Below are 17,094 nucleotides of genomic sequence, written 5' to 3' on the forward strand. Positions count from 1 at the left end.
GACGTGTGTGAATTTTTTCATGTTCTTGCATAACCAGCGGTATATATAAATACTCCTCCCCATGGCCCTGATGACCTACTCGCCGCTCAGCACCGACTGGCCGTGCCAGGTGAAGACCCCGGGCAGCTACGACTGGGAGCGCTCGGCGGTCAAGTGGCTGCGCGAGCTGGTCCCGGCCCGCTACGGCAGCTACCCGGTGCTGCTGAGGCATCCGGTGCTCCTCGCCCGCCATGCGCAGATCCAGGTCCAGCACGAGATCCGGGTGGCCCGTACCGCGTTGCAAACGGCCCGGGCGGAGCTGCCGGCGCTGGGACTGCCGGAATCGGTGATCGAACACACGATCAAGCTGTACGCGGCCGAGGTACTGCAGCTCCAGCACATCGCCCGCAGCGTCCGCGCGGTCAGCCAGGCCCTGGCCGACGCCTCCGGCGGCCCTCGCTGAGCCCTCGCCCCTCCCCCGTCCCCGGCGCCCCGGGGCACCGTCCCGGGAAGGGCTCGCGCGGCGGAGAAATCCGGAGCGCAGGACCGTGATCGGAACGCCCGGGGTGTGACATGCTCGTCGCGTGACGAGCGAGTCCGCGCTCCCCGAGGAGTCGAGCGCCGAACCCGATGTGGTCGCGTTGGCCAAGGTGGTGGCCGTACAGCGGGCCGAACTGGACCGGCTGCGGAGCGCGACGACGCTGGCGGCCGTCCTCGAACGGGCCAAGGGCGCGGTGATGGCCCTCACCGGCCGCTCCGCGGACGCCGCCCACGAGGAACTGCTCCGCCGCGCCGAGGCCGCGGGCCGCACGCTCGTCGAGGAGTGCTGGATCACGCTCGGCGGCACGGCGGGGTGCGGACCGGAACAGCAGGAGCCCGCGCCCTGCCCCGGCACGGAACCGGCCGTGCACGTCCCGGCCGAGTACGGCGCGAGCGCCATCGAGGCCGCGGCCACCTCCGAAACCGGTCCGGCCGGTGACGTCGACTCCGCCGGGGCCGCCGTTCTCGCGGGCATCGCCGAGGCCCTCGTCGGGGTGTCCGGCCCCGAGGAGCTGGCGCACCGGCTGCGCGAGCACCTCGCCGGCGCCGTGATGGCGGACGGCGTACTGATCTACGCCGGGCTGCCCGCGGGCGGGCTGCGGCTGGCCGCGCACGCGGGCGTCACCGAGACCGTCGCCGCCCAGTGGCGGCACGTGCCGCCGCTCAGCGGCATCGCGGCCCTGGAGGCGATACGCACCCGGCGGCCCTACTGGCTGGACGACCCCGGGCGCGACGAGAAGAGCTGGTCGCTGATCGGCGCCCCGGAGCGCTGGCCGACCCGCGCCTGGCTGCCGGTGCTCACCGAGGGCGGGACCACCGCCTCCCTGGGGATACTGCGGGCCACGCCGTCGGCGTTCACCCCCGCCGCCAAGGCGCTGCTGCGGGCGACGGCGCTGCTCTGCGCCGACCGGCTGCGCGGCTTCCTCGCGGCGCCGGACCTGGTGGCCGCCGACCCGCTGCGGGACACCGTCCAGACGGTGTTCGACGCGTTGCCCGGCCCGGCCGTCCTCCTCGTCCCGCTGCGCTCGGCGGCGGGCGAGGTGGAGGACTTCCGCATCGCCGCGGCGGCCCCGCGCGCGGTCGACGTCGCCGGGCGGCGGGGGCGGCAGCTGGTCGGGCTGCGGGTCCTGGAGTGCTACCCCACCGTCGTCGGCGAGCCGCTGTGGGAGGGGTACCACCGGGCGCTCGCCACCGGGGAGCCGTACGAGGGCGAGCCCTTCGTGTACCAGGAGGTGGCGGCGGGCGTCCCGGAGAGCTCGACGTACTCCGTGCGGGCCGTCCGCTCCGGCGACGCGCTGGTGGTGACCTGGATCCGGCACGACTCCTCGGACCGCGAGGAGCAGCGCCTGGCGGAGTTGCAGCGGCTGGGCAACCTGGGGTGGGCGGACTGGGACCTGGTCGGCGGGCGGGCCACCTGGTCCCCGCAGGTCTTCACCATCCTCGCCCGCGAGCCGGCCCGGGGCACGCTCTCGCTCACCGACCTCCCGGAGCACGTCGCACCCGACGACGCGCCCGTCCTGCGGCACGCGGTGGGCGAGCTGCTGGCGAAGGGCCGGCCGCTCGACATCCCGTTCCGCGTCCACACGGTCCGGGGTGTACGGCACCTGCGGCTCGTCGCCGAGCCGGTGACGGACGCCGACGGCAGCCCGCTGGAGGTGCACGGCTTCCTCCAGGACCACACCGCGCAGCGCAGCGCCGAACTCGCCCTGGTGGAGAGCGAACGCGCGATGCTGACCCAGCACGGCGCGCTGCTGGCGGAGCGCACGCTCGCCGACCGGCTGCAGCACACGCTGCTGCCGCTGCCGCGCCGGCCGCTGTCCCTGGCCGGACTGCGGGTCGATGTGGCGTACCGGCCGGCCCAGTCCGGCATCCATGTCGGCGGCGACTGGTTCAGCGCCATCGAACTGCCCGACGGTTCCGCCCTGTTCGTGGTCGGTGACGTGGCCGGGCACGGCATAGACGCGGTCGCCACCATGGCCCAGCTGCGGTTCACCGCCAAGGGCATGATCATCACCGGTTCGACGCTGACGGGCGCGCTGATCCGGCTCAACGCGCTGCTGCTGCACACACGCGACGCCAAGACGACGGCGACGCTGGTGCTGGCCCGCTACGAACCCGGGCGGCGCCGGCTGGTCTGGGCGCAGGCGGGCCATCCACCGCCGCTGCTGCTGCGTCAGGGCGCGGCCGGTTATCTGGACCGGCCGGCCGGGGTGCTGCTCGGCGCGCGGCACGATCCGTCGTTCGCCGAGGCGGAGTTCCGTCTGGAGCCCGGCGACCATCTGCTGTTCTACACCGACGGTCTGGTCGAGCGGCCCGCGGAGGGGCTGGACGTGGGCTTCGACCGGCTCGCCCGGGCCGCCGCCGCCCTGCACCCGGAGGGCCCCGGCCCGCTGCGGCCGCTGCTCGACGCCATGCTGGAGGGCGAACTGCGCGACGACGTCTGTGTGCTGGACGTCCACCTGCCACCGGACGCCGGCTGACCCGTGCGGCCCACCCGCGTGCGATAACCGGCGCCCGGCGGGGAAGGCGCGAGGAGAGCGGGCCGTACGGTCGGGCCGCGGAAGTCCTCCGCAGGAGACGGACCCCGGGAAGGGCGCATGGATTCCAGTACCTGGACGCTGATCGTCGTGGTCGCGCTCGTCTGCGCGGCCGTTCTCGGTGTCGCCGTCGCTCTGCTGCTGCGCCTTGTGCGCACGCGCCGCGAGCTGCGGCGGGCGGGGCTGCCGACCGGGCCGCGCTGGGTCTTCTGGGGCGCGGTGCTCTACCTGGTCCTGCCGACCGACGTGCTGCCGGACCCGGTCTACCTGGACGACATCGGCGTCCTGCTCCTCGCTCTGCGCTCGGTGAGCGCGCCGCTGCGGGCGGCGCGGCGCACCGGGCGGCTCCCCGGGCAGGGGAGCACCGGGCGGTTCCCCGGACGCGGGGCCGGGCGGGAGACCGGACCTGGGACCGAGTGGGAGACGGGACGCGAGACCGGGCGGGCGGCGACCGAGCGGATCAGTCCGCCGGATGCCCGGGCGTGATGCCCGCCGCGTCCGACAGCCGGAACACCCGCTCCCCCTCCTCCGCCGGCCGTCCGCCGCCCCACAGCGGGGTCAGCAGATGACCGACGTGGTCTCCCCCGTCGACGCGCCGCTCGACGGCGCCGACGCACCACGCGACCGGCTCCCGCAGGACGGCGGTGCCGTCCGGGCCGGGGTCCCAGCCGGTGCGGGCGAACTTGTCCGTGTCGTCCCCGGTTTCGCCCCCGAACAGTTCGGCGAGCGCGCGCTGGTGCCGGCCGAGCAGGTGTACGGCGAGCCGGTCGGCCGACCGGGCCACACGGCAGGTGCGGTTCCGCTTGGACAGCCAGACCATGAACCGCACCGGTTCGATCGAGGTCTGGGAGGCGAACCCCACCAGACACCCCGCCCGTTCCCCGCCGGCGACGGCGGTCACCACGTACATCTCGGGGTCCAGCCGGCCGATGAACGCGTCGAGGTCCACGACGATCCCCTCCCTCTCACCTCCCTCCCTGCCCGGGAACCGCCCCCGCGAACTCAGTCGTCGGCCGGACCCGGGGCGCTCCCCGCAGGCCCGGCGCGGACATCGGCGCGCCCAGCGGTCACCCCACGCCCGTGACCGGCACGGCAGCGTGCACCCCGCTCATGGAACGTGCTCAGAACGCGTAGCGGACGTCCAGCCAGGGCGCGTGCCGGGCGACGAGCGAGCGCAGCGTGTCCACCGCGTCGCGCTTGACGTCGTTGCGGTACCGCACGTTGGTGTCGCCGTTCTGGGAGCGCTTGGGCTGCTGGATGGCGGGCGTCCAGAGCAGTTCCTCGGCGCGCGGGTGCCAGCCGAGGTTGACCTCGTGCAGGGGCGCGTTGTGCGTGAGCATGATCACCTCGGCGCGGGCCTGTTCCTTGACCCGGGCCGGCAGGACGTCGTCCATGTGCTCGAGCAGCTCCGCCCAGGCCTGCCGCCAGCCGGGCCGGATCACCACCGGCGAGAGGTTGAAGTGGACCTCGTACCCGGCGTCGAGGAAGTCCCCGGCGGCGGCGATCCGCCGGGCGACGGGGCTGGTGCGCACGTCGAGCACCCGGGAGTCCTCCGCCGGCATCACCGAGAAGCGGATCCGGGTCCGCCCGCGCGGGTCCAGGGCCAGCAGGTCGGGGTTGACGAACTTGGTGGCGAAGGAGGCCTTGGCGGTGGGCCAGCGGCGGAAGGCGGCGACGAGGTCGGCGGTGTTGTCGCAGACGAGGGCGTCGACCGCGCAGTCGCCGTTCTCCCCGATGTCGTAGACCCACGCCTCGGGGTCGCACTGGTTCGGTTCCGTCTTGCGGCCCTGCGCGGCGACGTGGCGGCCGAGGTGGGCGACGGTCCGCTCGATGTCGGTGAAGACGGTGATGGGGTTGGCGTAGCCCTTGCGGCGCGGCACGTAGCAGTAGGCGCAGGCCATGGCGCAGCCGTTGGACGGGCCGGGGGCGATCCAGTCGGCGGAGCGGCCGTTGGGGCGCGTCACCAGCTTCTTCCGTACGCCGAGGACGAGCGTCTCGCGCTTGACGCGCACCCACCGCTCGACGTTGCCCGCGTTGCCGTGCAGGTCAGGGATGCGCCAGTGCGAGTCGACCTCGGTCACCCGGGCGTCGGGGAAGCGGGCCAGGATCTGCCGGCCGCGCGGGGAGGCGGCCGCGGCGGGTTCGGCGTGGATCTCCCGGACGGCGAGCATGCGGCGCGCCTCGGGCGAGTCCCGGAAGGGGGCGGCGCCCGCCGGGGACGCCGGAGGCGCCGGCAGCTCGTCGAGGCCGAACAGGGCGTCGGCCTCTCCGGCGGGCCGCCGGGATGCGGGGGTGCTCATCGTCGGGCTCCGGGACCAGGTGGGCGGGGGGAACGGACGGGGTCGACATGTCGACCCCTTCGCCCCCAGGGTACGAGGGGCCCCGTCCCCCGTGCGGCTTCCTGCCCCTACGCTCTCCCCATGAAGCAGACGGAGATCATCCTGCGGGCCATCGGCGTGCTGACCGAGACGAACGCGCTGACGCGCCGGATCGCCCAGGACCAGGACGCGGAGCTGGACCCGGCGGAGAGCCAGCTCGGCTCGCTGGTGACGGAGGTCTTCCCGACGGTGGAGGTGCCCGCGGACGCGGGGCCCACGGAGGCCGGGCAGGCGGTCGCGGACGCGTATCTGCCGGCGGCCATCTCCCTGGTGGGAGCGTTCGCCTTCCTCTTCTCCGAACTGGCGGAGGTCCATGACGCGGGCCGGACGGACGTCACGACGGCGTCGCTGCTCCAGGATCTGGCGCTGCGGCTGTCGCGCGCGACGGACGAGTCCTAGGAGGTACCGGGCTCAGGAGGTACCGGGCCCCGTCCCGTTGGGCCTTTCGGGTGGATTAGCGGCGGCGGGGCACCCATTGGGGGCAATGAACGCCCCGGCGCCCCGGACGCACGGAGAGGATGCGACATGTGGTGCCCGGGGCCTCGCCCCGGCGCCCGCGCAGGTCTCCCTGGCGTCCCACGAGAGCAAGCCGCCGATGACACACACCGAGCAAGCCGGGCAGGTCACGTCTGTCCCGGGTGAGTCCGCACCCCCTCCGCGTCCGCGTCCCGGCGCGGTGGTGGTGAAGTGGCTGACGACGACCGACCACAAGACCATCGGCTCCCTCTACCTGATCACGTCGTTCGCGTTCTTCCTGCTCGGCGGGGTGATGGCCCTCTTCCTCCGCATCGAACTGGCCCGCCCCGGGTTGCAGCTCCTCTCCAACGAGCAGTACAACCAGGCATTCACGATGCACGGCACCGTGATGCTGCTGATGTTCGCGACCCCGCTGTTCTCCGGCTTCACCAACTGGATCATGCCGTTGCAGATCGGCGCGCCCGATGTGGCGTTCCCCCGGCTGAACATGCTGGCCTACTGGTTCTACCTGTTCGGTTCGCTCATCGCGGTCGGCGGCTTTCTGACCCCGGACGGCGCCGCCTCGTTCGGCTGGTTCGCCTACAGCCCGCTGACCGACATGGTGCACTCGCCGGGCGTCGGCCACGACATGTGGATCCTGGGCCTGGGACTGTCCGGCTTCGGCACGATCCTCGGCGCGGTCAACTTCATCACCACGATCATCTGCATGCGTGCCCCCGGCATGACGATGTTCCGGATGCCGATCTTCACCTGGAACGTCCTGCTCACCAGCGTGCTGGTGCTGTTCGCCTTCCCGGTGCTGGCCGCCGCACTGCTCACCCTGGAGGTCGACCGCAAGTTCGGGGCGCACGTCTTCGAGGCCGCCAACGGCGGACCACTGCTGTGGCAGCACCTGTTCTGGTTCTTCGGGCATCCGGAGGTGTACATCATCGCGCTGCCGTTCTTCGGCATCGTGACGGAGGTGATCCCCGTCTTCGCCCGCAAGCCGATCTTCGGCTACATGGGTCTGGTCGGCGCGACCATCTCCATCACCGGGCTGTCCGTCAGCGTGTGGGCGCACCACATGTTCGTCACCGGCGGGGTACTGCTGCCGTTCTTCTCGTTCATGAGCTTCCTGATCGCGGTGCCGACCGGGGTGAAGTTCTTCAACTGGATCGGCACGATGTGGAAGGGCTCCCTCACCTTCGAGACACCGATGCTGTGGGTGACGGGCTTCCTCGTCACCTTCCTCTTCGGCGGTCTGACCGGCGTCCTGCTCGCCTCTCCTCCGCTGGACTTCGAGGTGTCGGACTCCTACTTCGTCGTCGCGCACTTCCACTACGTCGTCTTCGGCACCGTCGTCTTCGCGATGTTCGCCGGCTTCCACTTCTGGTGGCCCAAGTTCACCGGCAAGATGCTGGACGAGCGGCTGGGCAAGATGACGTTCTGGATGCTCTTCGTGGGCTTCCACACCACATTCCTGATCCAGCACTGGCTGGGCGTGGAGGGCATGCCGCGCCGGTACGCCGACTATCTCGCGGCGGACGGCTTCACCTGGCTCAACACCATCTCCAGCATCGGCTCCTTCCTGCTCGGTCTGTCGATGCTGCCGTTCCTCTACAACGTCTGGCGCACGGCCCACTACGGCAAGCCTGTGGGCGTGCCCGACCCGTGGGGGTACGGCCGTTCGCTGGAGTGGACGACCTCCTGCCCGCCGCCGCGGCACAACTTCGAGTGCCTGCCGCTGATCCGTTCCGAGTCCCCGGCCTTCGATCTGCACCACCGGGACATCGCGGTGCAGGAGATCGAGCCCGAGACCGGCCGCCCCCGTGTCTGAACGGAACACGGAGGGGGAGACGAGGCCGGGCCCGGCGCACGACGAGGGGCCCGGCCTCGTCAACCAGGTGGAGGGGTATCTGCTGTGGCAGGCGCGGGTGGCCGAGGCCGAGGACCGCGCCCGTGCCTTCACCGCGCCCCTGGAGTGGCTGACCACGGCGCAGCGGGCCGAGCTCGAGAACCGGTACACCGGCGACTGCCTGGCCCGGGCCCGGGGCGATCTGCAGCGCATCGCCCGGCGGATCACCGCCATCCGGCAGGAGTACGAGGAGCGGTACCGGCAGCTGCGGGTGCGGTGCGTCGCCGCGGCGGTCTCGTTCGCGGCCCTGGCCCTGGTCGCCGCCGTCGTCCTGCGCTGCCTGCCGTGACGGCGCGGCCCCGCCGAACAGGACGGACAGGGCCGGCCCCGATGCGGATGGTGGGCCGGCCCCGTTCGCCGGGATCATTGTGACCTTGCCGTACCGGTCCGGGGCAAGAGGTGCGCAGGAACGTTCCTGCCACTCGTTTCACACCCCGGGTGCGCCTCGCGCGCCCCGTGGGGCTCAGTCCGCGCGCTCGACCCTCCCCTTGCGGTTGCGACGGGTCAGGACGCGTTCGAGCCGGGTCAGCGGCGTGGGCGCGTACTGGCGCAGCGCGGCGCGGGCGGCGTTCGCGCCGGGGGCACCGTGCACCCCGCCGCCCGGGTGGGCGCTCGCGGAGGCCAGATACAGCCGGCCGATCGGCGTCTCCGCGCGCCCCGTGCCGGGGACGGGGCGGAAGACGAGCTGCTGGTGCATGGCGGTGGTACCGCCGTTGATGGCGCCGTCCTGGAGGTTGGCGTCCATCGACTGCAGGGTCGGCGGCGCCAGGATCCGCCGGGCGCGGATCAGCGAACGGAACCCGGGGGCGAACCGCTCCACCTGCCGTTCGACGCGGTCCGCCATGAGCTGCTGCTCCTTGGCGTCCCATGCTCCCGTCAGCCCCTCGTCCCCGGCGTCGCCCGTGACCAGGTGCGGCACATGGGTGTAGGCCCAGGCGGACTCGGTGCCCCGGGGGGAGCGCGGCGGGTCGCTGGTGGTCATCTGGCCGAAGACGCAGAACGGCCGGTCCGGGATCAGTTTCCTGGCGATCTGGGCGGCGAACCGGGTCAACTCGTCGATGCCGTCCGCGAGATGCACGGTGCCCGCCAGGGACGCCGCCTCCTGCGCCCACGGCACGGGACCGTCCAGCGCCCAGTCGACCTTGAAGGTGGCGAAGTCCCACTGGAACCGCCGCAGGTCGTCCATGAGCTGCGCGGGAAGGTGCTCGGGCTCGACCAGGCCGCCGTAGAGCGCGGGGGCCGCCACGTCGGCGAGTACGGCGCGGTGGGCCGCCACCGTCTCGCCGCCGGCGGTGCGCACCGCGACCGCCCGGCCGCCGCGGACGACAACCCGTTCCACGCGCTGTCCGCACCGCAGGGTGCCGCCGTGCTGCCGCAGTCTGCGCACCAGCGCGTCGGTGAAGGCGCCCGAGCCACCGGCGGGCACGGGGAAGCCGTACGTCTGGCCGAGCATGGTCATCAGCCAGCCGAAGCCGCCGCTGCCCGCGGACTCGGGGGCGAGGTCGGCGTGCAGGGCGTTGCCCGCCAGCAGCAGTCCGCCGCCCTCGCCGCGGAACTCCTCCTCCCCCAGCCGGCGCACCGGCAGCACCAGGGAGCGGGCCAGCCGCAGTCCGCCCGCCCCGCGCAGCCGCAGTGCCAGCTTGGCGCCCGCGCGGACCGGCGGGAACGGGGTGAACAGGGCGTCCACCAGATCGGGGCGGACGCGTTCCCACACGGACGTCAGCTCGCGCCAGGCGTCCCCGTCGCCGTCGGCGAAGGTGTCCAGGGAGGCGGCGGTGTCGTCGATGTTCCGGCCCAGCACGGCGCACCTGCCGTCGCTGCGGGGATGGGCCAGTACCCGGGGCGCGTGCGCCCAGCGCAGCCCGTGGCGCTCCAGTTCGAGGCCGGCGATGACCGGCGAGGCGGCGGCCAGCGGGTAGAACGAGCTGAACAGGTCGTTGACGAAGTCGGGGTGCACGTTCCGGTCGTGCCGGACGGCGCCGCCGGGTTCGTCCTGTTCCTCCAGGACCTCCACGCTCCAGCCGGCGTCGGCGAGCAGGTTGGCGGCGACCAGCCCGTTGGGTCCCGCGCCGATCACCACGGCGTCCGGCATGACCGCCTCCTCGTCCGCCGCGTCGCCCGGCTGTTCCCCGTGCGGCTCATGAGGCCGTCGTCCGCTCGGCGCGGGCCCCGTCGATCTCGTCGCCCGTCTTCTCGCAGACCTTCGCGAGCCGGGCCAGCATTGGGCGGTGGCGCAGCTGGATCACCGTCTCGACGGCCATGTTGTGCATGGCGCGGCCGGCGCCCTGCAGGGGGTGTTCGTCGACGATCACCAGGGTGTACTCGCCCCAGGAGCGCAGTTCGATGGCGATGCGGGCGGTGCCGAGCGGTCCGGCGTGCGCCTCCAGTTCCAGGACGCTGCCCTCGACGCACCGCCGTACGACCGTCTCGTTGGTGAACGTCAGCGGGCCGAGGCGGACCTCGTACCGGAGCGCGGAGTCCAGCTCGGGCCAGTCGCCGCGCACGGGTGTGGAGGACGACGTCCCGACCACCCATTCGGCGTACCGGGTGCCGTCGGCCAGCACGGTCCAGACGTGCTCCGGTGCGGTCTTGATCAGCCGGTGGCGTACGGCCACGGACACCTCCGCGAGGCTCGGGTGTGCCGGTGGCACACGGTGGTCGGACGCCGGGTTCCCGCGCGGCCGTCGTTGAACCGTGCGCGGTCGGGCCTCACTCGGCGGCGGTGCGGTCGGCGCGGCCGCCGCCGCCCAGCAGGCCCGTCGGGCGGACGTCCTGGCGGGCGGCCGTCCGGGGCAGTTCCCGGCGCGTGGCGCGGAGCACGACCGGGGGCACCGCCGCGCGCACCAGCTGAACCGCGCGCAGCCAGCCCGGTACGTACACGGCGGTGCGCCGGCGCTCGACGGCGTCGGCCAGCCGGACGGCGACCGTACGGGCCGGGGTGATCCGGTGGGCCGGCGGGGGCATGTGGGTGCGCAGCTCGTGCAGGGCGGCGTGGCGCTCGCCGTCGCGGATCATGTCGGTGTCGGTCCAGCCGAGGTAGGCGATGCCCACCGCCACGCCGTGGTGGGCGAGTTCGGCGCGCAGGGAGTGGGCGAGGGCCTCGACGCCGGCCTTCGAGGCACAGTAGGCGCTCATCATGGGGGCCGCGCCGATCGAGGCGAGCGAGCCGATCTGGAGGTGGTAGCCGGCGGTGCGCAGCAGGTCGGGGAGGAAGGCGTGGGCGGTGTTGGCGCTGCCGGTGAGGTTGACGTCGATGATGCGCTGCCAGTGGGCGGGGTCGGTGTCGAGGAAGGCGCCGGCCTCGGCGACGGCGGCGTTGGCGACGACGGCGGACGGCGGGCCGAGGCGGCGGCGGATCTCCTCGGCGGCGGTGTCCAGGGCCGCGGTGTCGGTGACGTCCGTCTCGTGGGCGAGGGCGGGGGTGGGGAGTTCGGCGGCCAGCCGCTCCAGCGCGGCGCGCTCGTGGCCGAGGAGGGCGAGGCGGGCGCCGCGGTGGGCGAGCTCGCGGGCGAGTTCGGCGCCGATGCCGCGGGCGGCGCCGGTGACCACGACGGTGCGGTCGGTGAGGGGGCTGTCTGGCACGGTGTCTCCCGGAGGGCCGATGTCGTCGGCCCTCCGGGTGTCCGGGTACGGGTCGGGGTAACCCGGGGTGCTGTGGGAGGGCTGCGCTCACGTCATGCGCGTCGGTCCCGTCATGGCGCCCCTCTCGGCCGCGCGGCCGACCACCCTCGCGTGGGTCATCAGGGGGGCGCAGCGTTCGCAGACCTCGGCCAGCGTCCAGACGCGGCCGACCGCGGGGTTGTGGCGCAGGACCAGCAGGACCGTGCCGCCGCACAGCACCTTCGTGCCCTGGTGGGCGGAGCACTGCTGGACCCGGCACTGGCAGGACGCGTCGCCGCGTACCGTCGCCGCCTTGGCGTGGGCGGCGGCGTGGGCCTCGGCGAAGCGGCGCAGGGCGGTGACGTCGCGGGAGCGGGGCGGCATCCGGCAGGCGGCGCTGCAGACGACGGAGGCGGACCGGTCGCTGTGGCCGGTGACCCGGACCGTCCAGATCCGTCCGGGACGGCGGGCTGCGGGGACCTCTGGATGTGCGAGTGCCACGGGCGGTTTTCCTTCGTGTGTGGGGGGCTGCTGCCGTGGGGACGGCGGGCGCCTCGGTCAGGGCGCACTGATATCCCTACCCGCCCGGACGCCGGTTCCTGCCTCCCGACCCGCCGGGCTTCGCTCCCCGGTGTTGCCCCGGCGGCCGTCCTGTGACGTAATCGGATGACCCGCACGGGAGATCTTGGCGGTGCCGTTGCCGCGCCGGAAGGAGCGGCGGAGATGCGTGTGTATCCGGACTCGGCCGGCGACGAGATGCCCGCGGCGCCGGGCGCGCTGCTCGACCTGTTGCAGGTCGCGGCCGTCGTGCTGGACGCCGAGGGGCACATCGTGCTGTGGAGCCCGGAGGCCGAACGCCTGCTCGGGTACACGGCGGAGGAGGCCCTGGGGCAGCGCGCCGACCACTTCCTGGTGTCGGCCGCGCAACGCGACCGGGGCCGTGAGCTGTTCGCGCAGGTCCGCTCCGGCGACCGCTGGGCGGGGGTGTTCCCGCTGTGCCACAAGGACGGCACCGAGCATCCGGTGGAGTTCCGCACCATGCGGCTGGACGACAGCCGGGGCGAGGTCCACATGCTGGGCCTGGCCACCGACGCCCGTACCGTGCGGGGCGTGGAGCGGGACCTGGCGCTGTCCCACATCCTCGTCAACCAGACCCCGGTCGGCATCGCGGTGTTCGACACCCGGCTGCGGTGGGTGGGGTGCAATCCGGCCCTCGAACGGATCAACGGCCTGTCCGAGGCCGCGGTGGTGGGCCGCAGGCTCGCCGACGTGCTGCCGGGGCTCGACGCGCGGACCATCGAGGCCCGGATGCGGCGCGTGCTGGAGACGGGCGAGCCGCTGCTCGACCAGCAGACGATCGGGACGACGGCAGCCGGTACCGGGGAGCGGGCGTACTCCGAGTCGTACCACCGCATCGCGGACGCGCGCGGCCGGGTGCTGGGCATCGCCATGGCGATCATCGACGTCACAGAGCGTCAGCAGGCGGCCTCCGAGGTGGTGCGGGCGCGGGAGCAGCTCGCGGTGATCGCGGACGCGGGGGCACGGATCGGCAGCACGCTCGATCTGTGGCAGACGGCCCGGGAGCTGGCCGATGTGACGGTGCCGCACCTGGCGGACCTGGCCGCCGTGGACGTCCTGGAGTCGGTGGTCGCACACGGCACCGTCGCGCCCGTCATGGCGGACACGCATGTCGAGTTCCGGGCGCTGGCCGTCGCCTCCGGGTACGCCACCGACGCCATCCGGGCCGCCGACCCGGTCGGGCAGCTCGCCGTCTACAGCCCCTCGCGGCTGATCACCGAGTGCGTGCGCGAGGCGGAGCCGTGCCGGATCGAGCACGTCGACGCGGCGGTGATGCGGCGCATCGCCCGGGACGCGCACGCCGCCCAGACACTGCGCGAGGCCGGGGTGCACAGCTATCTGGCGGTGCCGCTGCGGGCCCGCGGCGAGGTGCTGGGCACGCTGAGCCTGCTGCGGACGCGCAACGAGCGGCCCTTCGACGACGGCGACCAGGTCCTCGCCTGCGAACTCGCCGCCCGCGCCGCCATGTGCATCGACAACGCGCGGCTGTACGGGCGGGAGCGGACCGCCGCGCTCACGCTCCAGCGCAGCCTGCTGCCGACCGCGCCCGCCCGGCACGAGGGGCTGGACATCGCGGCCCGCTATCTGCCGGCGCTCAGCGAGGTCGGCGGCGACTGGTACGACGTACTGCCGCTGGGGCCGGGGCGGACCGCGCTCGTCGTCGGCGACGTGATGGGCAAGGGCGTGCAGGCGGCGGCGATCATGGGGCAGTTGAGCACGGCCACCCGGGCGCTGGCCCGTCTCGATCTGCCGCCCGCCGAGCTGCTCGGCCACCTCGACGACATCACGGGCTCGCTCGGCGACACCATCGCCACCTGTCTGTACGCGGTGTGCGATCTGCGCCGGGGCCGGTGCGTGCTGTCCAGCGCCGGCCATCTGCCGCCGGTGCTGCTGCGCCCCGACGGGGAGGCCGCACTCGTGGACGTGCCGCCCGGGGTGCCGCTCGGTGTCGGCGGCGTCGGTTTCGGCACCGTGGAGGTCGAACTGGCGCCGGGGACCCTGCTCGCCCTCTACACCGACGGTCTGGTGGAGAACCGGGGCGAGCCGATCGACGCCGGTCTGACGGCCCTGACCCGACTGCTGCGCGGCTGCCGACTGCCCCTGGAGCGGATCGGGGACATGCTGCTCGGCGCGCTGCGCCCCGAACCGGACGACGACGTGGCCCTGGTGCTGGTGCGCACGCGCGCGTGAGGGGCCCGACGCACCTCGGGCCCCTCACGCGCCGGTGCTCCCGGGAAGCGGCTCCTACAGACCGGTCAGGGTCAGCCGGATCCCGGTGGGCGCCGTGTCCTGGATGTACGAGGCGAAGTCGGCGACGTCGTCGAAGGCGAAGCCGTACGCCTTGCCGTCCTCCGTGGCCGCGTGGATCGCCTTGGAGTAGTGGTTGGTCAGGTCGCCCTGGTAGAAGTCGGCGGCGCTCGTCGTCGGCTGGGCGGCGGTGCTGACCAGCGTGGAGCGGTTGAACGCGGCGCCGAGGACGGCGGCCACGGGGCCGGTGGTGCCGTCGTTGGGGGCGGCCAGAGCACCGTCGCAGAACAGCACGTCACGCGTGGACGGCCTGGCGAAGGAGACCGAGGCGGGCCCGCTGAAGGTGAGCTGGTCGCCGCGGACCCGGCCGGTGAACGTGCCGGCGTTGGTGGTGACCTTCAGGTCCTTGCCGGTGTACAGACTCCACGCCTGGTCGATGTAGGGCGCGAAGTAGTCCTTGGCGAACAGCCCCGCGTCCAGGCCGTGGCCCGGGGCGATGATCCGGGTGTCGTCCACGACCAGCTTGGAGAACTCGGCGACCTGCTTGACGGCGGCGAACGCGGCGGCCCGCCCGCCGCTGCGCACGGTGCCGGTCGTCTGGTCCTTGGCGCCGGTGAGCCGGATGCTCATCGGCACGCTGAACATGTCGACCATGGTGGTGTTGCAGAACATGCCGGAGGCGTTGTACGTGAACTCCGCGCAGTCGTGCAGCACCTTGTAGTTGGGGTCGGAGGTGACCCAGCCGGCCGGGTACTGCAGGGCCGGGTTGCCGTTGCCGTCGGCGACGGCCTTGAACTTCAGCTTCTCGCCGAGCGCGACGTAGATGCGGCCGGACATGTACGGCAGGGACAGCTTGGTCTCGCCGCTGCTCGCCAGGGTGATGGCGTAGTCGGTGAAGCCGTCGGCGCCGTTGTCGGAGAGCGCGATCGGGGCGAGCGTGCCGTCCGGGGTGACGCGGACCTGCTTCCCGTCCTGGTTGCCGACGATGTACACGTGCACGGAGACGTTGGAGTACTCGCCGGTGCTGTTGACGATCGTCAGCGGCAGCGCGCCGGCCGCGGTGGTCTTCGCCTTCTCGTCGGCCGGCCCGGCGAGGGCGTACGGGGCGACGGCGGCGATCGCCGGGATGCCGACGGCGGCGCCGCCGATACCGAACAGGATCTTGCGGCGGGTGAGGTTGCGCTGGTGACGGGGGCTCATGTGCGGTGCTCCTCGGTGCGGGTGGGGGTGGGGATGTGCGTGGGGGTGTGAGCGGGTGGGGTGGGTGCCCAGGTGGTTCGACCGGTCAGCCGACCGGTGGGGTCAGGCGACCGTCCACTTCTGGTTGGCGGTGCCGGCGCAGGTCCAGATCTGCAACCGGGTGCCGTCGGCGGAGGAGTTGCCCGTGGCGTCCAGGCACTTGTTCGCGCCCACGTTGGTGAGGTCCTTGGCGGAGGTGTACGTCCACTGCTGGGCCTTGGTGCCGTTGCAGGTGTAGAGCTGCACGGGGGTGCCGTCGGCGGTGCCGCCGCCGCGGACGTCCAGGCACTTGCCCAGGGCGCGGACGGTGCCGTCGCTGCCGAGGGTCCACTTCTGGGCGTCGACGCCGGTGCAGTTGTGCAGCTGGATGGGGGTGCTGTCGGCGCTGGAGCCGCCGGCCACGTCGACGCACATGCCGCCGATTCCCTTGATGGCGCCGGTCTTCCCGCCGGTCCCGCCGCCGCTGCCGCCGCCCGTGGTGCTGCCGCTGTCGGAGGCGCTGACGTGGACGTAGTCGATCACCATGGTCTGCGGCAGCGAGGTGTTGCCGTCCGGGCTGCCGGGCCAGTCGCCGCCGACGGCGAGGTTGAGGATCATGAAGAACGGGTGGTCGTAGACCCACTTGTTGCCGTTGACGTCGGCCGGGGTGCGGGTCTCGTAGACCTTGCCGTCCACCGACCAGGCGATGCTGTCGGGCTTCCAGTCGACGGCGAAGGTGTGGAAGTCGTCGGCGAAGGCCTTGCCGTCGGGGAGGGTGTAGCCGGCGCCGATGCCGCCGCTGCCGGAGTAGCCGGGGCCGTGGATGGTGCCGTGGACGGTGCCCGGCTCCTTGCCGATGTTCTCCATGATGTCGATCTCGCCGCTGTTCGGCCAGCCGGCGCTGCCGAGGTCGTCGCCGAGCATCCAGAAGGCCGGCCACATGCCCTGGCCGCGCGGGATCTTGATGCGGGCCTCGAAGTGGCCGTACGCCTGGGTGAACGTCTTGGCGGTGTTCAGCCGCGCCGAGGTGTACTGACAGGTGCCGTACCAGCACTGCAGTCCGGAGTCGCTGTTCTTGCGGGCGGTGATGACCAGGTGGCCCTCGCCGTCCAGGGACGCGTTGCTCGTGCTGTTCGTGTAGTACTGCAGCTCGTGGTTGCCGTTGCCCGAACCGCCGGTCTCGAGCGTCCACTTGGAGGAGTCGGGAGCCTTGCCGGCCGCGCCGTCGAAGTCGTCGGACCAGGAGACCGCGGCGGGGGCGGCGTCGGCCCTGTTGGCACCGGAGGTCGTCGTCATGATGACGAGCGTGGTCACGAGGGCGGCCGCGGTCAGGACGAGCAGTCCTCCGAGCGACCATCGGCGTGCGCGATGAGCAGCCATGGCTGAACACACCTTGTCTTGTGGGGAGTCGGGGCGCCGCGGGTTCCGGTCCGGTGGGGCACACCCATGGGGTGAGAGCGCTCTCAACGCGGCCGGAAGCCGTCGGCGGGATCCCGATGCTACGCAGGACGACTGCGCGCGCCAACTCCCCCACGAGCGACGCGAATTGCTCTGACCTGGGGTTTTGTGGAGTCGGGCGGGTCGGCGAGGAGGGCTTAACCGGCGTTTAAGCCGCGCTTAAGAAGATCCGTTCGGCTGTCCGGGG

14 protein-coding genes and 1 pseudogene are annotated in these 17,094 nt (G+C 73.0%); 7 read left to right on the top strand and 8 right to left on the bottom strand.

Annotated features, from left to right (window positions below):
* Positions 1-61: 61 nt before the first annotated feature.
* The 3 genes and pseudogenes from OIE12_RS02890 to OIE12_RS02900 form a co-directional block, all read left to right on the top strand.
* Positions 62-442 carry a hypothetical protein gene (locus tag OIE12_RS02890; protein WP_329131357.1) on the top strand — a complete coding sequence of 127 codons (381 nt, stop codon included), beginning with the start codon at positions 62-64 and terminating at the stop codon, positions 440-442.
* 121 nt (positions 443-563) lie between these two features.
* Complete coding sequence (locus tag OIE12_RS02895) at positions 564-2,999, top strand: SpoIIE family protein phosphatase (protein WP_329131358.1); 2,436 nt, start codon at positions 564-566, stop codon at positions 2,997-2,999.
* 117 nt (positions 3,000-3,116) lie between these two features.
* Positions 3,117-3,407 (top strand): annotated as a pseudogene (locus tag OIE12_RS02900) (DUF1232 domain-containing protein); the annotation flags it as partial.
* A gap of 109 nt (positions 3,408-3,516) precedes the next feature.
* Here OIE12_RS02900 and OIE12_RS02905 read toward each other — a convergent pair.
* Together OIE12_RS02905 and OIE12_RS02910 are read right to left on the bottom strand one after the other, a co-directional pair.
* Positions 3,517-3,966 carry a flavin reductase family protein gene (locus tag OIE12_RS02905; protein ID WP_329141709.1) on the bottom strand — a complete coding sequence of 150 codons (450 nt, stop codon included), beginning with the start codon at positions 3,964-3,966 and terminating at the stop codon, positions 3,517-3,519.
* A gap of 211 nt (positions 3,967-4,177) precedes the next feature.
* Positions 4,178-5,356, bottom strand: coding sequence for a spore photoproduct lyase family protein (locus OIE12_RS02910; RefSeq protein WP_329131361.1), 1,179 nt, complete (start codon positions 5,354-5,356; stop codon positions 4,178-4,180).
* Between the two features lie 120 nt (positions 5,357-5,476).
* On the opposite strand from OIE12_RS02910, the gene OIE12_RS02915 reads away from it, so the two are divergent.
* From OIE12_RS02915 to OIE12_RS02925, 3 genes are all read left to right on the top strand, one after another.
* Entirely contained in the window at positions 5,477-5,833 is a 357-nt protein-coding gene (locus tag OIE12_RS02915) for a hypothetical protein (RefSeq protein ID WP_030378065.1), read from the top strand.
* A gap of 196 nt (positions 5,834-6,029) precedes the next feature.
* Entirely contained in the window at positions 6,030-7,727 is a 1,698-nt protein-coding gene (gene ctaD / locus OIE12_RS02920; RefSeq protein ID WP_329131365.1) for an aa3-type cytochrome oxidase subunit I, read from the top strand.
* Positions 7,720-8,094, top strand: a complete 375-nt coding sequence (locus OIE12_RS02925; protein WP_329131367.1) for a cytochrome C oxidase subunit I — start codon at positions 7,720-7,722, stop codon at positions 8,092-8,094. Before ctaD ends, OIE12_RS02925 begins: the two co-directional genes overlap by 8 nt.
* Positions 8,095-8,268: 174 nt before the next feature.
* Here the strand turns inward: OIE12_RS02925 and OIE12_RS02930 are convergent, their stop codons facing one another.
* The 4 genes from OIE12_RS02930 to OIE12_RS02945 form a co-directional block, all read right to left on the bottom strand.
* Positions 8,269-9,897 carry a phytoene desaturase family protein gene (locus tag OIE12_RS02930; protein ID WP_329131370.1) on the bottom strand — a complete coding sequence of 543 codons (1,629 nt, stop codon included), beginning with the start codon at positions 9,895-9,897 and terminating at the stop codon, positions 8,269-8,271.
* Between the two features lie 46 nt (positions 9,898-9,943).
* Complete coding sequence (locus OIE12_RS02935) at positions 9,944-10,420, bottom strand: SRPBCC family protein (RefSeq protein WP_329131372.1); 477 nt, start codon at positions 10,418-10,420, stop codon at positions 9,944-9,946.
* A 94-nt stretch (positions 10,421-10,514) separates the two neighbouring features.
* A complete protein-coding gene (locus OIE12_RS02940) occupies positions 10,515-11,387 on the bottom strand; it encodes an SDR family oxidoreductase (protein ID WP_329131375.1) in 873 nt (290 codons plus the stop codon).
* Between the two features lie 87 nt (positions 11,388-11,474).
* On the bottom strand, positions 11,475-11,906 hold the full coding sequence (locus tag OIE12_RS02945) for a hypothetical protein (protein ID WP_329131377.1): 432 nt from the start codon (positions 11,904-11,906) through the stop codon (positions 11,475-11,477).
* A gap of 222 nt (positions 11,907-12,128) precedes the next feature.
* On the opposite strand from OIE12_RS02945, the gene OIE12_RS02950 reads away from it, so the two are divergent.
* Positions 12,129-14,174 (top strand): SpoIIE family protein phosphatase, encoded by a 2,046-nt coding sequence (locus OIE12_RS02950; RefSeq protein WP_329131379.1) that lies wholly within the window; start codon positions 12,129-12,131, stop codon positions 14,172-14,174.
* A gap of 54 nt (positions 14,175-14,228) precedes the next feature.
* Here the strand turns inward: OIE12_RS02950 and OIE12_RS02955 are convergent, their stop codons facing one another.
* Both OIE12_RS02955 and OIE12_RS02960 read right to left on the bottom strand, forming a co-directional pair.
* Positions 14,229-15,431, bottom strand: a complete 1,203-nt coding sequence (locus OIE12_RS02955; protein ID WP_329131381.1) for a glycoside hydrolase family 64 protein — start codon at positions 15,429-15,431, stop codon at positions 14,229-14,231.
* Between the two features lie 102 nt (positions 15,432-15,533).
* On the bottom strand, positions 15,534-16,829 hold the full coding sequence (locus tag OIE12_RS02960) for a family 16 glycosylhydrolase (protein ID WP_329131383.1): 1,296 nt from the start codon (positions 16,827-16,829) through the stop codon (positions 15,534-15,536).
* Positions 16,830-17,094 lie beyond the last annotated feature (265 nt).

Origin of the sequence: Streptomyces sp. NBC_00670 (assembly GCF_036226765.1) — a bacterium.
In the GTDB taxonomy this organism is placed as follows: domain Bacteria; phylum Actinomycetota; class Actinomycetes; order Streptomycetales; family Streptomycetaceae; genus Streptomyces.

What these genes read in the sequence shown, in the direction of transcription:
- OIE12_RS02890 (WP_329131357.1), top strand. Translation starts at nt 62, where the DNA reads ATGGCCCTGATGACCTACTCGCCGCTCAGCACCGACTGGCCGTGCCAG.
- OIE12_RS02905 (WP_329141709.1), bottom strand. Translation starts at nt 3,966, where the DNA reads ATGTACGTGGTGACCGCCGTCGCCGGCGGGGAACGGGCGGGGTGTCTG.
- OIE12_RS02910 (WP_329131361.1), bottom strand. Translation starts at nt 5,356, where the DNA reads ATGAGCACCCCCGCATCCCGGCGGCCCGCCGGAGAGGCCGACGCCCTG.
- OIE12_RS02915 (WP_030378065.1), top strand. Translation starts at nt 5,477, where the DNA reads ATGAAGCAGACGGAGATCATCCTGCGGGCCATCGGCGTGCTGACCGAG.
- ctaD (WP_329131365.1), top strand. Translation starts at nt 6,030, where the DNA reads ATGACACACACCGAGCAAGCCGGGCAGGTCACGTCTGTCCCGGGTGAG.
- OIE12_RS02930 (WP_329131370.1), bottom strand. Translation starts at nt 9,897, where the DNA reads ATGCCGGACGCCGTGGTGATCGGCGCGGGACCCAACGGGCTGGTCGCC.
- OIE12_RS02950 (WP_329131379.1), top strand. Translation starts at nt 12,129, where the DNA reads ATGCGTGTGTATCCGGACTCGGCCGGCGACGAGATGCCCGCGGCGCCG.
- OIE12_RS02955 (WP_329131381.1), bottom strand. Translation starts at nt 15,431, where the DNA reads ATGAGCCCCCGTCACCAGCGCAACCTCACCCGCCGCAAGATCCTGTTC.
- OIE12_RS02960 (WP_329131383.1), bottom strand. Translation starts at nt 16,829, where the DNA reads ATGGCTGCTCATCGCGCACGCCGATGGTCGCTCGGAGGACTGCTCGTC.